This window comes from Providencia sp. Me31A (assembly GCF_050487165.1).
Taxonomy (GTDB): Bacteria; Pseudomonadota; Gammaproteobacteria; order Enterobacterales; family Enterobacteriaceae; genus Providencia.
Window position 1 is genome coordinate 97,505 of record NZ_JBKQGZ010000013.1, and the last position, 16,123, is coordinate 113,627.

At 41.4% G+C, this 16,123-nt stretch carries 13 protein-coding genes; 4 read left to right on the plus strand and 9 right to left on the minus strand.

Features of this window, described 5'->3' with window-relative positions:
- Nucleotides 1-72 precede the first annotated feature (72 nt).
- Complete coding sequence (gene folA / locus ACLPIE_RS12570) at nucleotides 73-567, minus strand: type 3 dihydrofolate reductase (protein ID WP_430262047.1); 495 nt, start codon at nucleotides 565-567, stop codon at nucleotides 73-75.
- 248 nt (nucleotides 568-815) lie between these two features.
- Here folA and ACLPIE_RS12575 point away from each other — a divergent pair, with 248 nt between their 5' ends.
- Complete coding sequence (locus ACLPIE_RS12575; protein ID WP_430262049.1) at nucleotides 816-1,430, plus strand: LysE family translocator; 615 nt, start codon at nucleotides 816-818, stop codon at nucleotides 1,428-1,430.
- A gap of 94 nt (nucleotides 1,431-1,524) precedes the next feature.
- Here the strand turns inward: ACLPIE_RS12575 and ftsP are convergent, their stop codons facing one another.
- The 7 genes from ftsP to nudF all read right to left on the minus strand — a co-directional run bounded on the left by ftsP (nucleotide 1,525) and on the right by nudF (nucleotide 10,620).
- Nucleotides 1,525-2,937 carry a cell division protein FtsP gene (ftsP, locus tag ACLPIE_RS12580; RefSeq protein ID WP_430262050.1) on the minus strand — a complete coding sequence of 471 codons (1,413 nt, stop codon included), beginning with the start codon at nucleotides 2,935-2,937 and terminating at the stop codon, nucleotides 1,525-1,527.
- A 346-nt stretch (nucleotides 2,938-3,283) separates the two neighbouring features.
- Complete coding sequence (locus ACLPIE_RS12585) at nucleotides 3,284-4,018, minus strand: 1-acylglycerol-3-phosphate O-acyltransferase (RefSeq protein WP_430262052.1); 735 nt, start codon at nucleotides 4,016-4,018, stop codon at nucleotides 3,284-3,286.
- A gap of 110 nt (nucleotides 4,019-4,128) precedes the next feature.
- Nucleotides 4,129-6,378: a DNA topoisomerase IV subunit A gene (gene parC, locus ACLPIE_RS12590; protein ID WP_430262054.1), complete on the minus strand. Its 2,250-nt coding sequence runs from the start codon at nucleotides 6,376-6,378 to the stop codon at nucleotides 4,129-4,131.
- Between the two features lie 39 nt (nucleotides 6,379-6,417).
- Entirely contained in the window at nucleotides 6,418-8,313 is a 1,896-nt protein-coding gene (parE, locus tag ACLPIE_RS12595) for a DNA topoisomerase IV subunit B (protein WP_430262056.1), read from the minus strand.
- A gap of 87 nt (nucleotides 8,314-8,400) precedes the next feature.
- Complete coding sequence (gene yqiA / locus ACLPIE_RS12600; protein ID WP_430262058.1) at nucleotides 8,401-8,982, minus strand: esterase YqiA; 582 nt, start codon at nucleotides 8,980-8,982, stop codon at nucleotides 8,401-8,403.
- 6 nt (nucleotides 8,983-8,988) lie between these two features.
- Nucleotides 8,989-9,828: a 3',5'-cyclic-AMP phosphodiesterase gene (gene cpdA / locus ACLPIE_RS12605; protein ID WP_430262059.1), complete on the minus strand. Its 840-nt coding sequence runs from the start codon at nucleotides 9,826-9,828 to the stop codon at nucleotides 8,989-8,991.
- A gap of 153 nt (nucleotides 9,829-9,981) precedes the next feature.
- A complete protein-coding gene (gene nudF / locus ACLPIE_RS12610) occupies nucleotides 9,982-10,620 on the minus strand; it encodes an ADP-ribose diphosphatase (protein WP_430262061.1) in 639 nt (212 codons plus the stop codon).
- Between the two features lie 307 nt (nucleotides 10,621-10,927).
- Here nudF and tolC point away from each other — a divergent pair, with 307 nt between their 5' ends.
- The 3 genes from tolC to ACLPIE_RS12625 all read left to right on the plus strand — a co-directional run bounded on the left by tolC (nucleotide 10,928) and on the right by ACLPIE_RS12625 (nucleotide 14,609).
- Complete coding sequence (gene tolC, locus ACLPIE_RS12615) at nucleotides 10,928-12,322, plus strand: outer membrane channel protein TolC (RefSeq protein WP_430262063.1); 1,395 nt, start codon at nucleotides 10,928-10,930, stop codon at nucleotides 12,320-12,322.
- Between the two features lie 412 nt (nucleotides 12,323-12,734).
- Nucleotides 12,735-13,439 (plus strand): DUF1190 family protein, encoded by a 705-nt coding sequence (locus ACLPIE_RS12620; RefSeq protein ID WP_430262065.1) that lies wholly within the window; start codon nucleotides 12,735-12,737, stop codon nucleotides 13,437-13,439.
- 6 nt (nucleotides 13,440-13,445) lie between these two features.
- Nucleotides 13,446-14,609, plus strand: coding sequence for a glutathionylspermidine synthase family protein (locus tag ACLPIE_RS12625; protein WP_430262067.1), 1,164 nt, complete (start codon nucleotides 13,446-13,448; stop codon nucleotides 14,607-14,609).
- A 535-nt stretch (nucleotides 14,610-15,144) separates the two neighbouring features.
- Here ACLPIE_RS12625 and ygiD read toward each other — a convergent pair.
- Complete coding sequence (gene ygiD / locus ACLPIE_RS12630) at nucleotides 15,145-15,948, minus strand: 4,5-DOPA-extradiol-dioxygenase (protein ID WP_430262068.1); 804 nt, start codon at nucleotides 15,946-15,948, stop codon at nucleotides 15,145-15,147.
- Nucleotides 15,949-16,123: the final 175 nt, after the last annotated feature.

Here is a 16,123-nt window from a genome sequence, read left to right on the forward strand (position 1 = left end):
GCTTTAGGGGGTCATTAATATTTACCTAGAACATGGTATTATTGCGCGTGTATGCTTTCGCTAACTATAATATTAGTCTCTTTTAGTCAGAATTTCGAAGCAATAACCGTGGGTATTATTTTCATCCGCTTCATGGTACTCCGTGAAGATAGAATCCCATTCATCCGGCTCATATACAGGAAAATGTGTATCACCAATCACTTCTGCATCAACATGAGTTAAATAAAGCTTATTCGCTAAAGGTAAAAACTGTTGGTAAACTTTGCCGCCACCAATCACCATTACCTCATCAACATTTTCAACCTTTTGAGCAGCAGCCAAGGCTGCCTCGATTGAAGTGACCCAAATAACATTAGTATCATCCCCTGGACGACTACTAATAACAATATTGACACGCTGCGGTAATGGGCGTCCAATTGATTCATAGGTTATACGCCCCATAATGACCGGTTTATTTAACGTATTGCGTTTGAACCACGCAAGATCCCCCGGCAAATTCCAAGGCATCGCTTTTTCCATGCCGATAACCTGATCGATCGCCATTGCCGCGATTAAGCTAATATTCATTTACTCACCTTAGAAGCTAAATATAAAAATTGAGCACACTATACGGAAAGAGAATTGCTTCGTCGACTAAATTTAAGCTTCCTTAAACAGCTTTGAATCACTTATACTCAAATAACTAAAATAAAGACTAAAAATAACATTTAAAAACAAAAGCAATCCCTTAATATCACTCTATTTATATGTGTTTTGCAGGACATGATAAATTATAAAAATGAGTGATGAATAAGGGGAGGAAAAGAGATTAAAATATGTACGAAACAAGTATTATGGTTGCAACCATCGCAGCCCTTGGCATGCTTTCACCAGGCCCTGATTTCTTTTTGATTATCAAAAATGCCGCCCGTTACCAACGTTCGGCCGCCCTGATGACGGCTTTTGGCGTTATTGCTGCAATTGCATTACATATGTCTTATTGTGTTGCAGGCCTCGCGGTAGTCATCACAACCACCCCTTGGTTATTTAACGTTTTAAAGTATGTGGGGGCTGTTTATTTAGTGTGGATTGGTATCAAAAGCTTACTACCACAATCAAGCCATCTGATTGATTTGAATGCCAGTAAGCATGAAGTGGTTTCATTCAAAAAAGCCTTTATGCAAGGTTTCCTGTGTAATGTTCTAAACCCTAAAGCGACTCTTTTCTTCCTTGCTGTGTTTACTCAAGTGCTGGACATCAATTCCACCGTCGGAGAAAAGCTGTGGTTTGCCTTTATTATATGGGGAATAGCACTAATTTATTGGCCTATTTTGGTATTTTTGATCCAAAGCGCCCCTGTTCGAAAAGGGTTAGCAAAAGTGCAAAAATATGTAGATAAACTCCTTGGCGTGATCTTAATCGCTTTCGGTATTCGTGTCGCATTAAGCTAATAGCGCTCACTCGCCAATACAAGCGTACAGTGTGTAGGGATACAAAAAAGGCTGAGCAAGATTATCTTGTACAGCCTTTTAACCGAAGAAGTAATTACATGGTATCTTGTGGTGCGACTACCATTTGTCCTGCAGAGCCTAAATCCGCTTTTTCCAAATTTTGGCTATAGAATAAAAATGGGAAATGGTTATACGAAGGTTGCATCATTTGCACTAACAGTTCTGTTCGGCCATCAACCCAGACCGTATCTTTCCAGCCATAATCTTCAGGTTGCGTCGGCTGCCCATTTCGATTCAAAATCTTAAACCGCACCCCTTCAATATGAAACGCTTGTGGAACATTTGTCGTGATCACCCAACGTTCCCAATTTCCTTGACGACTGGTTACATCGATTCGATTGGTATCAATAGCTGCATTATTAATGCCAAACTCATCATTAAGATGGATCTCACGTTGTGTGATACTGGAAGTGACTTGGGTTTTATCTTCCATTAGCTGTGTTGGTAGGCCATCAGTCACCAAAGACATAAGTCCAGTCGCTTTAATCGTCAGCACGTTAGTGGAAATCAAATTACTTGAAGGCTCAAATAGCCCCTTTAAGCGATCCATAAATGTCGCAGAGTCACCTGCCGTGATGGTCAATTCCTGCGTTTTCGCCATATCAATCAATACTTCGCGCCTTTCTCCTGGGGCTAATGGCAAAGACTCAACATTGACAGGAACCGTCAGTAAACCTTGGTCGGAAGCAATTACTGCAAATGGACGACCATCACTGATTTTCATCACATAATGGCGTGAATTCGACGCATTTAATAACCGTAACCGTATCCAACCACGTGAAACCTCAATATACGGATTTTGTACGCCATTCACTAATAACGTATCCCCTAGAAAACCATTTTCATCAGCTTTATATTCAGGCACGCCAAAGTTATCTAATCTTTTGTCTTGAATAATAATAGGGAAATCATCAACACCATAGTGCTTCGGTAAACGCAAGTTCTTGGTGATATCATCCTCAATGATCCACATCCCCAATAAGCCATTATAGACTTGCTGCCCCATTTTTCCTTGGGTGTTCGCATGGTACCAAAGCGTAGCCGCATTTTGGCGAATAGGGATAACCGGGGACCAGTCTGCATTAGGGGAAATTAACCTTGCTGCGCCACCAATCTGTGTTCCCGGAATTTGTAACCCACTGATCGTCATTGAAACGGCTTCAGGTAATCTATTACTATAGATTAGCTTTATATCATCACCATTTTTTACTCTTACTGTTGGTCCTGGTGAGGAACCATTTACGCCCCATACATCGGCTGAATATTTACCATCAAAAGACCAATGTATTTTTTGTAATGTTAAAAATAATGGCTGCCCTGACCGAGACTCTAACAACGGTGGTATAGGCAATGCTCTCTCGCCTTCCGCACTTACATTTATTGGCGCGTAGGATATACACAGAGCCACCCCTGCCACAATAAGGGCTTGGCATCGATTGAATGACATAAATTCTCCGCTAAACATCAACTCTAGCGCATTTTATTTTTAGATATTTTAAATGCTTAGCCTATTTAATGGCTAATTTAAGATTGGCGCTAGTAATATTACTACTTAGAGACAACAACTTAATATCGCAATATTTGTGAGCCATGATATCGCGAAAAATGTGTAAATTCTAAAAATATCTTTCTAATAAATAAAAAATTAATTAATAAAATTATAAATAGTGTGGTTAATTAATTAGTAAGGGGGGAACAAGAGGCGGAAAAATAACGCTGAGTTAATAAAATTAAACAAGCTGACCGAGTGTAGGAAATCACAATTCATTCCTACACTCTAAAAAACCTTTAAGCTACTGTGATTTTTTTGCCATCTCCGCCACTTCTAAATCTAGCTCTTTGATTTTAGCTTTCATCAGAGAATAGCAATGTTCTGACAACTCGCGCACCTGATCACGGCTATAAAGCGATGTATCAATAGGCTCTAACATTTCGAGGATGACATGACCGTTGTTCCAACGGTTTAGCTTAATTTTTCCTTCGGTACTCGACACACAAACAGGCACAATCGGCACGCCTGCTGCAATAGCAGCATGAAATGCGCCTGTTTTAAATGGCAGTAAGCCACGCCCACGGCTGCGTGTTCCTTCAGGAAACATCCAAACGGATATTTTTCTTTTTTTTATCTGATCGGCAACTTGACTGATTGTATTATGAGCTTTAGAGCGATTTGTACGATCGATTAAAATATTCCCAGTGATCCAGTACAAAAAACCGAAAAAAGGAATATAAACTAAGCTTTTTTTCCCAACCGTCACGGTTCTAGGCTGAACGCCATTCGACATGGTGACCATATCGTAGTTATTTTGGTGATTACCAATATAAATACTTGGGCCATAACTTTTTGCTTTTTCAGGTACACGGTCAATGATTTTAATCCCAAAGACAACAGATAACCGACCGAACATGTGACCAAACGTCATTACGTGTTTTGGGTTACGTGGGCTGAATAAACAATAAATACCGCCCCCGACACAGACAATAATGGTGTAAATAATGACAATGATCGCTCGAATAAGCGCTAACATACTGACCCCAAATTCAAAGAGGCTTAATAAGCCCCATGATTAATCTTATCCCATATTCACTTAGCCAACATATTATTACTGTGAATACATGGGTTTTATTTCTGAGCTAATTATTGCACAGGCTCAATATCAATGCGTTCAATATTGTGCATACCGCGCGGTAACGACGTTCCTTTACGGCCACGTTCTGAACGGTATTTTTGCAAGTCTTCAGCTTTAAATTTCAGTTTTCGCTTACCAAAATGCAGCGTCATTGAAGCACCCACAGGTAAAATCATTAACCAAGTTAGTAGGTCATCACCGCTTGCCGCTTGAGCGCCTGCAATATTGATAATTTTATTCCCTTTACCTTTCGAAAGCTGAGGCAAATCAGCCACAGGGAATATTAACATACGCCCTGCTTTAGTAATTGCCAATAACAAATCTTCTTGTTCGTTATGTAGCTCAATTGGTGCCAAGACTTTTGCGTTATCAGGTAATGAGATTAATGCTTTACCCGTTTTATTCTTGGTGACTAAATCATTAAAGGTACAAATAAAACCGTAGCCTGCATCAGACGCCATTAAGTATTTCTGCTCTTCTGGTGCCATTAACACATGCTCAATGGTTGCGCCTGGTGGCAAGGTTAACTTGCCAGTTAAAGGCTCCCCTTGGCTACGTGCAGATGGTAATTCAAGCGGGTCAACAGAATAGCTACGCCCTGTTGTATCGAGGAATACTGCGGCTTGATTTGACTTACCACGTGCCGCGCCTTTAAAGCCATCACCTGCTTTATAATTCAGATTAGTCGGCTCAATATCGTGCCCTTTGGCGCTACGTACCCACCCCATATCAGAAAGCACAACCGTTATTGGCTCTGACGGTAGGATTTCATGCTCACTCATGGCTTTTGCTTCTTCACGCTCACGTAATGGTGAACGACGCTCATCACCATAGGCTTTAGCATCTGCCTGAATTTCTTTTTTGATCAGTGTATTGAGTTTACGTTCTGAACCTAAGATGCCTTGTAATTCATCGCGTTCTTTCGCTAATTCGTCTTGCTCTCCACGAATTTTCATTTCTTCGAGCTTCGCTAAGTGACGTAATTTTAGCTCTAAAATTGCTTCGGCTTGTGTGTCCGTAATATTAAAACGAGACATCAAGACCGCTTTAGGCTCATCTTCAGTACGAATAATTTCGATAACTTCATCAATGTTAAGATAAGCAATCAATAAACCATCTAAGATGTGCAAACGCCTTAACACTTTGTCTAAACGATGATTCAGACGATTACGTACCGTTTGGCGACGATAAGTGATCCACTCATTGAGGATTTCAACTAACCCTTTCACCGCAGGGCGATTATCTAATCCAATCATGTTGAGGTTAACGCGATAACTTCTTTCTAAATCCGTTGTCGCAAATAAGTGAGTCATCACTTGCTCAAGGTCAACACGATTACTACGGGGAACAATCACCAAGCGAGTTGGGCTTTCGTGATCTGATTCATCACGCAAATCATCAACCATAGGCAGTTTTTTTGCTCGCATTTGGCTAGCGATCTGTTCTAAGACTTTAGCCCCTGAAACTTGGTGAGGCAGCGCCGTAATCACTGCATTGCCATCTTCTTTTTCCCATACAGCCCGCATACGTACAGAGCCACGGCCATTTTGATAAATTTTGCGAATATCATCAGGGGAAGAAATAATTTCAGCTTCGGTTGGATAATCAGGCCCCGGCACAAAGCCCATGATGTCATCAAGGTTCAGTGTTGGCTTATCCAATAACGCGATTAGCGCATTAGCCACTTCACGGGCGTTATGTGGTGGAATATCGGTGGCCATACCTACCGCTATCCCTGTAGTCCCATTTAATAAAATATTCGGTAGACGGGCAGGCAACATCTTCGGTTCATTTAGTGTCCCATCAAAGTTAGGTACCCAATCAACCGTTCCATGACCAAGCTCGCTAAGTAAAACTTCTGCGTATTTTGATAAGCGTGATTCGGTATAACGCATCGCTGCGAACGATTTAGGATCATCTGGCGCCCCCCAGTTCCCTTGACCATCCACCAGCGGATAGCGATAAGAAAACGGTTGAGCCATCAATACCATCGCTTCATAACAAGCACTGTCACCATGAGGGTGATATTTACCGAGTACGTCACCGACGGTTCTTGCCGATTTTTTATATTTCGCTGTGTTACTCAACCCAAGTTCTGACATTGCATACACAATACGGCGCTGAACAGGTTTTAGCCCATCGCCAATAAAAGGTAATGCCCTATCCATGATGACGTACATCGAATAGTTCAGATAGGCATTTTCAGTAAAGGCGTGAAGCGGCAAACGCTCTACACCATCATGAGTAATTTCACTCATTCAATACATTCCTTACTCTTTCTCATCACAATTCGGATGTTAGACATCAATTTCAGCCATATCGCCTTTTTCTTGCAACCAATTACGGCGATCTTCTGAACGTTTTTTCGCCAGCAGCATGTCCATAACGGCCAATGTTTGTTTATAGTTTTCATCATCGATGACTAACTGAACAAGGCGACGAGTATTTGGGTCTAATGTGGTTTCACGTAGCTGAGGAGGGTTCATTTCCCCCAGCCCTTTAAAGCGTTGAACATTCGGCTTACCACGCTTGCGGCTAAGCTTATCTAGCACGGCATTTTTTTCACTTTCATCAAGTGCATAAAACGTTTCTTTACCTAAGTCGATGCGGTATAACGGCGGCATTGCCATATACACATGCCCTGCTTTTACTAACGTCGGGAAATGACGTACAAATAAGGCACATAGCAATGTCGCAATATGTAAACCATCGGAGTCCGCATCCGCAAGAATACAAATTTTTCCGTAACGTAGCTGGCTAAGATCTTCGCTATCGGGGTCAATACCAATAGCGACAGAAATATCATGCACTTCTTGAGAGGCAAGTACTTCATCAGAAGAGACTTCCCAAGTATTGAGAATTTTACCGCGTAGCGGCATGATTGCTTGAAACTCACGATCACGGGCTTGTTTAGCTGAGCCCCCCGCGGAGTCCCCTTCAACAAGGAACAATTCGGTCATACTGAGGTCTTGGGAGCTACAGTCTGCCAATTTTCCTGGCAATGCAGGCCCACTGGTGAGTTTCTTACGCACCACTTTTTTCGCAGCACGCATACGACGTTGCGCACTTGAAATTGCCATTTCAGCCAGTTGTTCAGCAACTTGCACATTTTGGTTTAGCCATAAGCTAAAGGCGTCTTTCACCACGCCAGATACAAATGCAGCACATTGGCGAGAAGATAAGCGTTCTTTCGTTTGTCCTGCAAATTGTGGGTCTTGCATTTTCACCGAAAGCACGTAGGTGCATCGATCCCAGATATCATCTGCGGAAAGCTTAACACCGCGAGGCAGAATATTACGGAACTCACAGAATTCACGCATCGCATCTAATAACCCCTGACGCAGGCCATTGACGTGTGTCCCCCCCTGAGCTGTAGGGATCAAGTTAACATAGCTTTCGGTCAGTAACTCACCACCTTCAGGTAACCATAGCAGCGCCCATTGAGCCGCTTCCGTGTCCCCAGAAAATTCTCCGGTAAACGGTTTTTCTGGCAGGGCTTCAAGCCCATCGACGGATTCCATCAGATAATCTGTTAAACCATCACTATAGCACCAGCTTTGCTCAGTACCATTGAGCTTATCCTTAAACGTGATTTTCACGCCAGGGCATAAAACTGCTTTTGCTTTTAAGTTATGGGTTAAACGGGAAACTGAAAATTTTGGACTATCAAAATAGCTTTCATCAGGCCAAAAATGCACACTAGTACCTGTATTGCGTTTACCACACGTACCGATAACATGTAAATCTTCAACCTTATCACCGTTTTCAAAGGCAATTTGGTACACTTGACTATCACGACGCACGGTTACCTCAATACGCTTAGACAACGCATTGACAACCGAAATACCTACACCGTGCAACCCCCCCGAAAATTGGTAGTTTTTATTGGAGAATTTCCCCCCTGCATGCAACTGCCCTAAGATCAATTCAACCGCAGGCACTTTCATTTCAGGGTGAATGTCGACAGGCATACCTCGCCCATCATCAATCACTTCAAGCGATTGATCTGCATGTAAAATAACTTCTATGTGTCCCGCGTGCCCAGCAAGCGCTTCGTCGACACTATTATCAATTACTTCTTGAGCCAAATGGTTCGGCCGAGTGGTATCAGTATACATTCCCGGACGACGGCGAACAGGCTCCAAACCACTGAGGACTTCAATGGCCTCTGCGTTATAACTAGATTGAGTCATGTTGTCATTCTGCGGTAATAGGTGATTAATTGAACTATTCAATCAGTGAGTTACTGTTGATAATAACAGTGTTCATGCCTTTTGGCACTATTTCTCTGCCAATTGTAGAAAATGAACAATTTGTGAAAAGTAAGCTTCAAAACCAACAAAGGTGTGATTACCGTCAGGTTCTACCGTCTGTTTACACTTTGAAAGATAGGTAACAGCATCGCGATAATCAAGTACTTCATCGCCCATTTGTTGTAACAGCCAAATAAGATGAGGAGACATTAACCTTTCAATATATAAAGATTTTAGCTCATGAATGTGCTTATTTTCCAACACATATTTTTCGTGAGTGTAAGGATTGGTGTTCTCACCTAGGTAATCTTGTAGCAAATCAAATGGACGTACAGCAGGATTCACAACGACTGCGGGTAACTGATAACGCTGTGAAAACCATATAGAAAAATAGCCACCAAGTGACGAGCCCACTAAGCCAATTCTGTCATGTTCATGCTTTGATATCAAATCATCCAACAAAGCTTGAGCCTGTTCAGGGTAATTCGGTAGCTGTGGCACAATCATATTGATATGCGGATGATGAGTCTCAATCCATTTCTTTAAGCTATTCGCTTTTGCCGATAGCGGTGAGCTATTAAAACCGTGAATATAAAGTAAAGTAGGCATAGCGAATCAATAACCGTCAGAGTCTAAATCAGGACTAAATTCTCTCGTATCCAAACGATGGACATAGGTCTGAATATGCCTTTGCCCTTGCTCATCCACAATTAATTCTAAATATCGCCAACCTGGGGCTAATGTATCAAGTGCAAAGTTAGTGCAATGTGGCTTAAATTGTACACACGTTGAAGGCGTTGCCAGTAAACGAATACCGTGCCACATCTCGTCCATCTCTTGGTGAATATGCCCACACAGCATAGCTTTAACATTTGGATAGTTTTTTAAGTAATCCGCTAAAATGTGTGAATTTCTTAGGCTGTGTTGATCTAACCAAGTACAACCTGATGGCAAAGGATGATGATGTAACATGACCAAAGTTGTACGATTTGGTTCGGAGTCTAAGCTCATTTTCATCCATTCCAACTGTTGTTCAGAAAGTTCACCATGAGGCACATCTTGCAGTTGGCTGTCTAACATCAAAATTTGCCATTCGTCACCAAGCAGAATTTGTTTAGCGCTTGAAATTCCTGCCACTCTAAGCGTTTCCACCATTGCAGGTGGGTAATCATGATTTCCGGGAAGCCAAACACACGGCGCTGGGATACGTTCAATACCATTCGCAAAATGTTGATAAGCTTGCGGTGATTGGTCTTGAACCAAATCCCCCGTAGCCACAATCAAATCAATGGAGAGATTTTCCTTTGTGATAGCATCAAGTACCGCTTGATAACTACGGTAGGTATTCACTCCTAAAAGCGTATTTTCTGTATTAGCAAAAAGATGCGTATCAGTAACTTGTAAAATTCTCACGATCTTAGAGTTCTTTGCAGTCACTTCAAGCTGGCTGTCCAAAAGTATTCCTTTTCCTTAAAATATTATTTATGCCCTAATTTATTCTATTCATGACAACTAAATAAAGATTCAACACACATACGTATTCAAGTATGACGAATGATGACTCAAATATCTGCTAATCAGCACACATTTCACCAGATTAATTGTTATTTAAAACCGTTTCATCCATTTTTCATTCAGTTTTTGATAATTGAGCTGTAACCATTGAATGGCAATCACCGTTGCTGCATTATCAATAATGCCTTCTTCCACCCATTGATAAGCTTGTTCTCGGCTAACAACATGTACACGAATATCTTCATTTTCTGAAGCTAAACCATGAATACCTTTCGCATTATGGCTATCGACCTCGCCAATAAACACATACATACGCTCTGTCGTGCCACCTGGGCTTGAAAGATAATTAAGCGCTTTTTCAACGCGGCCAAGTGTTAAGCCAGCCTCTTCCTTTGATTCACGGCGGATAACATCTTCCGGTGACTCATTAGTCTCAATCATGCCAGCAACCGCTTCAAGCAACCAAGGGGTTTCACTTGTTTCAATAGCAGGAAGACGTATTTGCTCAATTAAAACCACATTGTCTGTTTGCGGATCATAGGGCAAAACCACACCTGCATGGCCTCTTTCAAAGACTTCACGGCGAATTTCATGACTCCACGGACCGGCAAAAAGTCGATGGCGAAATCGGTATTCAATTATTTGAAAAAAACCGTTAAATAATTTACGCTTGGATATAATTTCAACATCGTTTTTGCCATATTTAATTGGCTGTTCTATCCTATTTATCATTGCATTCTCCAACTCCCCAATTATTTCCATATTAAGGAAATAATTGGGGATTAAAACAGTTTTTAAGGTTTTTTAACCTCAGATGAGGTAATGTTTAATAAAATTGAGACAAAATGGCACAAAAGGCTACCGTTAACGCGCGTGATACTCTGTTACAATAAGCGCCATTATTCAAATCTAAGAGCAACAATAAAGTCTGTTTAGTCACCGCCTCTAAAACGCAATTTACTATCTAGCGGCAATATTCGGCAAGGTACGTTTTAGACAACAGACTCAACTTAATTTGCTGTTTAATCAAGGAATCAAAATGAAGAAACTGCTTCCCCTTTTAATTGCGATGAGTTTTGTGGGTCTCAGTACCAATAGCTACGCAGAAGATTTATTGCAGGTTTACCAAAAATCCAAAGAAAGTAACCCTGAGTTAAGAAAATCATTAGCTGAACGTAATCAAGCTTTTGAAAAAATTAATGAATCTCGTAGCCCATTATTACCACAATTAGGTTTAGGGGCTGGAGCTAGCTACGGGAGTGGTTACCGTGATGCACGAAATACCGAAAGTACAGGGTTAAATGCTTCACTAAAATTAACCCAAGTTGTGTTTGATATGTCTAAGTGGCGTCAATTGGATATCCAAGAGAAAACGGCAGGTATTTCAGACGTGGCATATCAAACCAGCCAACAACAGCTAATCTTAGATACGGCAACAGCATACTTTAATGTATTAAAAGCCATTGATGCTTTATCTTATATTCAAGCAAATAAAGAAGCGGTATATCGTCAGTTGGACCAAATAACTCAACGTTTTAACGTTGGCTTAGTCGCCATCACTGACGTGCAAAACGCCCGAGCTAACTATGATAGCGTTATCGCACAAGAAGTTGCTGGTCGTAACGATTTAGAAAATGCTATTGAAAAACTGCGTCAAGTGAGTGGGGTATACTATAACCAACTAGCATCACTGAACATTGACCGCTTTAAAACAGAAGCCGTTGGCGATATTGACGCTATCCTCAAAGAAGCTGAAACACGTAACCTAAGTTTACTGAGTGCTCGATTAGCACAAGATGTATCGCGTGAAAATATCCGTTTGGCAGAAACTGGTCATATGCCAACCGTTAATTTAGATGCCTCAACCGGTGTGAGCAATAGCTACCAACATGGTAGTGGCTATAATGATCCAAAGACAGGTATATCAGGGGCACACAACAGCTATAACGGCCAAAACACTATTGGTTTAAACTTAAGCATTCCACTGTACACTGGGGGTGCTACAAGTTCACAAGTTGAACAAGCACAATACGGTTTCCAAAGCGCAAGTGAGCAATTGGAAAGTGTTTACCGTAACGTTGTTCAATTAGTTCGCTCATCATTCAATAACGTATCATCATCAATCAGTAGTATTAATGCATACAAACAAGTGGTTGTTTCAGCGCAAAGCTCATTAGACGCGATGGAAGCGGGTTACCAAGTCGGTACTCGTACTATCGTTGACGTATTAACAGCGACTACTGCGTTATATCAAGCGAAGCAAAACCTGTCGAATGCACGTTATGACTATATGATTAACCAGCTAAACATTGAATTTGCTCGTGGTACACTAAATGAAGATGATATTGCGCGCTTAAATGCCAACTTGGGCAAAGAAATTTCTACTTCTGCAAGCAGTATTATTCGTAATACAAACGCACCGAAAGTTAACTAATTTTTAATTTAAGTCCCACATGATACAATGACCCGCTATTTTGGCGGGTTATTTTTATTATGCATTTGCCCATATTTTCTTCACTAAGCTGTGAAATTGTCAATTTAGCCCAACTTGAATCGGTTAAAGCGACTTTTAAATAGCCTTACTAAGAAAATTCAGTTAATTCTCACTTCAGTTGTTGTTCAGTAGTATAAAAAAATATCTTATTTTAACTTGTTGATATTAAATAAAATTAATTAAATATCACTATAGATTCATACATTCAATTATCAAAAAGTAGTGAAAAGAGACAAAAATGATAAATTCAGGCTATTTCTTCTTTATTTCCGCTTTAATTTTCAGCGGTTATCCCCTATCCTAGAGATAACTTAAATAACATCTTACTTAAATTTTATTCAGGGTAATTACCATGACCATGAAGCGTACCAAAGATATCAATCAAAACGCCTTCCGTAAGTCTTGGCGTTCATACCGTTTAGCGCCGGTTGCTGTCGCAGTGAGTGCCGTATTTATGCTTTCCGCTTGTGAAGAAAGTGATGAAACCGTATCACTGTATACCAACGCACAAGATTGCAGCCAAGCAAATCCTTCTCAAGCAGAGCAATGTACTGTTGCATATAACAACGCGCTGCAAGAAGCGGCTAAAACCGCACCTAAATATGCAACCCAAGCTGACTGTATCGCCGAGTTTGGTGAATCAATGTGTACCCAAGCACCAGCGCAAGCGGGTATCGCAGGGACTAGTTCAACAAATGGTGAGCAAACAGCCCAAGCACAAAGCAGCGGTGGCAGTATGTGGATGCCATTAATGATGGGTTATATGATGGGCCGTATGATGGGGGGTAGCGCAGCATCTCAGCCACTATTTAGCTCAAAAAATCCAGCGAGCCCAGCCAATGGCAAATTCGTTGATGCTTCAGGTAAAAGCTATGGCCCAGCGGTTGCAGGCGGTCGTTCAATGAGCGTGCCGAAAACTGCTATGGCACCAAAGCCACCAACAACATCAACCGTAACACGCGGCGGCTTTGGTGACACTGTAAACAAACAAGCTATGGCGCAACGTTCATCTTCATCCGCTAAATCAACCTCTTCTTCCCGTTCAATGGGTGGTTGATAAGTAATGAAACGAGTTCCTATAGTTGAGCGCCCAAACTGGCGCGAAAAAGCCTCTGAGTTTGGTTTTGAATTTCATACCATGTATGGCGAACCATACTGGTCAGAAGATGCTTATTACCAATTTACGATGGCACAAATCGAAGAAATCGAAGATGCAACTGAACAGTTACATCAAATGTGCCTAAAAGTAGTTGAACGCGTTGTTGAAAGTGATGAATTACTCGCGCGTTTTCAAATTCCTAAGCACTGCTGGGAGTTTGTCCGTAGCTCTTGGAAAAGTGAACAACCGTCATTGTATTCAAGGCTCGACCTTGCTTATGATGGGGTTAATCCACCAAAATTGCTAGAAAATAACGCCGACACGCCGACCTCATTATATGAATCTGCTTTTTTCCAATGGATCTGGTTAGAAGATCAAATTGAAGCAGGTAAACTGCCTGAAAATGCAGATCAGTTTAATAGCATCCAAGAGCAGTTGATCGAACGTTTTACTCAGTTAAAAGATCAATACGGCTTTCGCTTATTACATATGTCTTGCTGTCGCGATACTGACGAAGACAGAGGCACTGTTCAGTATTTACAAGACTGTGCAAACGAAGCGGGTGTTGCTACTGAGTTCTTATACATCGATGAAATTGGTTTAGGTGAAAAAGGTGAGTTTACGGATACACAAGATCAGATTATCAGCAATCTGTTCAAACTATATCCGTGGGAGTTCATGCTTAGGGAAATTTTCTCGACTAAATTGCAAGATGCCGGTGTTCGCTGGCTAGAACCTGCATGGAAGAGCATTATTTCCAATAAAGCACTGCTGCCGATGTTATGGGAAATGTTCCCAGATCACCCTAACCTGTTGCCAGCCTATTTTGCTGATGGAAATAGCAAGCCCGAGCTCGATAAATACGTTATTAAGCCGTTATTTTCTCGCGAAGGTGCAAACATCCGCATTATCGAAAACGGCCAAGAAATTGCGTCAGCGGATGGTCCATACGGTGAAGAGGGTATGATTATTCAGCAGTTCCACCCACTGCCAAAATTTGAAGGTAGCTATACCTTGGTAGGAAGTTGGTTGGTAAATGATAAGCCTGCCGGTATTTGTATTCGTGAAGATAAAGAACTGATCACCCAAGATCTCTCACGCTTCTACCCACATACGATCATCGACTAATCGAGTCAGTTAATCGCAAAAGCCCAACCAATTAATTTTGTTTGGGCTTTTTTATGTCTTAAAAACATAACAACCTGAAATACCCGTGCTATTTGCTCGAAATATGACTAAAGATGCTCCTCTAAATAGGTTACAGCCTGAAATATAACCAAGGCGTTCCTCTAAATAGTTCAGATTGTAACTAGGCGGCAAACGAGGCAATTCTTAGGAGCATACATCAGTATGTGACTAAGATTGCAGAGTGCAGCCAACAACGTTACAGCCTGAAATATAACCAAGGCGTTCCTCTAAATAGTTCAGGTTGTAACTAGGCGGCAAACGAGGCAATTCTTAGGAGCATACATCAGTATGTGACTAAGATTGCAGAGTGCAGCCAACAACGTTACAGCCTGAAATATAACCAAGGCGTTCCTCTAAATAGTTCAGGTTGTAACTAGGCGGCAAACGAGGCAATTCTTAGGAGCATACATCAGTATGTGACTAAGGTTGCAGAGTGCAGCCAACAACGTTACAGCCTGAAATATGACGAGGAAAATTAACCGACGATGACAGACATCATACTCAATGACCCAGAAACAACCCCTTCGATAGGCGTACTGATCTGCTCTTTACCATCCCATGTGCCGATTATTGGTAAAATCGGTAAATAATGCTCTGGTGAAGGGTTGGATAACTTGCCATCTTCCCGTTCTAGCCCTTTAGTCAAGGGATGGGGGATCTGATGACTTTGTAAGTTGTCATAGACAAATTGCTCAAAAGAAGCGGCCCACGGATAAGGCTCAGCCTGTGAATTTTGCCAATTCATCGCGCGCAAATTGTGTACGATATTACCGCTTCCCATAATCAATATTCCTTGCTCCCTTAAAATAGACAATTTTTTGCCTAGTTCATGGTGCCAAGCAGTCGGCTTGGTTCCATCAATACTCAGTTGGATCACTGGAATATCTGCATCTGGGTACATACGCACTAATATTTCCCACGTGCCGTGGTCTAATCCCCATTCTTGGGTATCAAGAAAGACCTGCTCAGGTGCTAATAAATCAGCGATTTGCTGGGCTAATTCAGGGGAGCCCGGCGCGGGATATTCAATCTGATATAATGCTTCGGGAAAACCGCTAAAATCATGAATAGTTTTCGGCTTTAGCATCGAAGTAACTGCTGTTCCTCGCGTATACCAGTGAGCTGAAATCACCAATATCGCTTTTGGCCTAGGTAAAGTATCGCCTAATTTTTCCCATGCTTGAGTATAAGGATTATCATCAATAGCGTTCATTGGGCTACCGTGACCAATAAAAATAGCAGGGATCTTAGTTTGTACGACTGAAGTATTTACCGACATGATAATTTCAACTCCAACTCAATTAGTTTCTCACTTCAGCATACGCTTTTTAGCGAAAAACACAGTGAGCTAATTATGAGTATGATCATCAAAAAAACTGAAAAAGCCACCGAGGTGTGCAACTCGATGGCCTTAATAATGCTCTATATGCTTAACGTGCTATTTTTACTTAAAT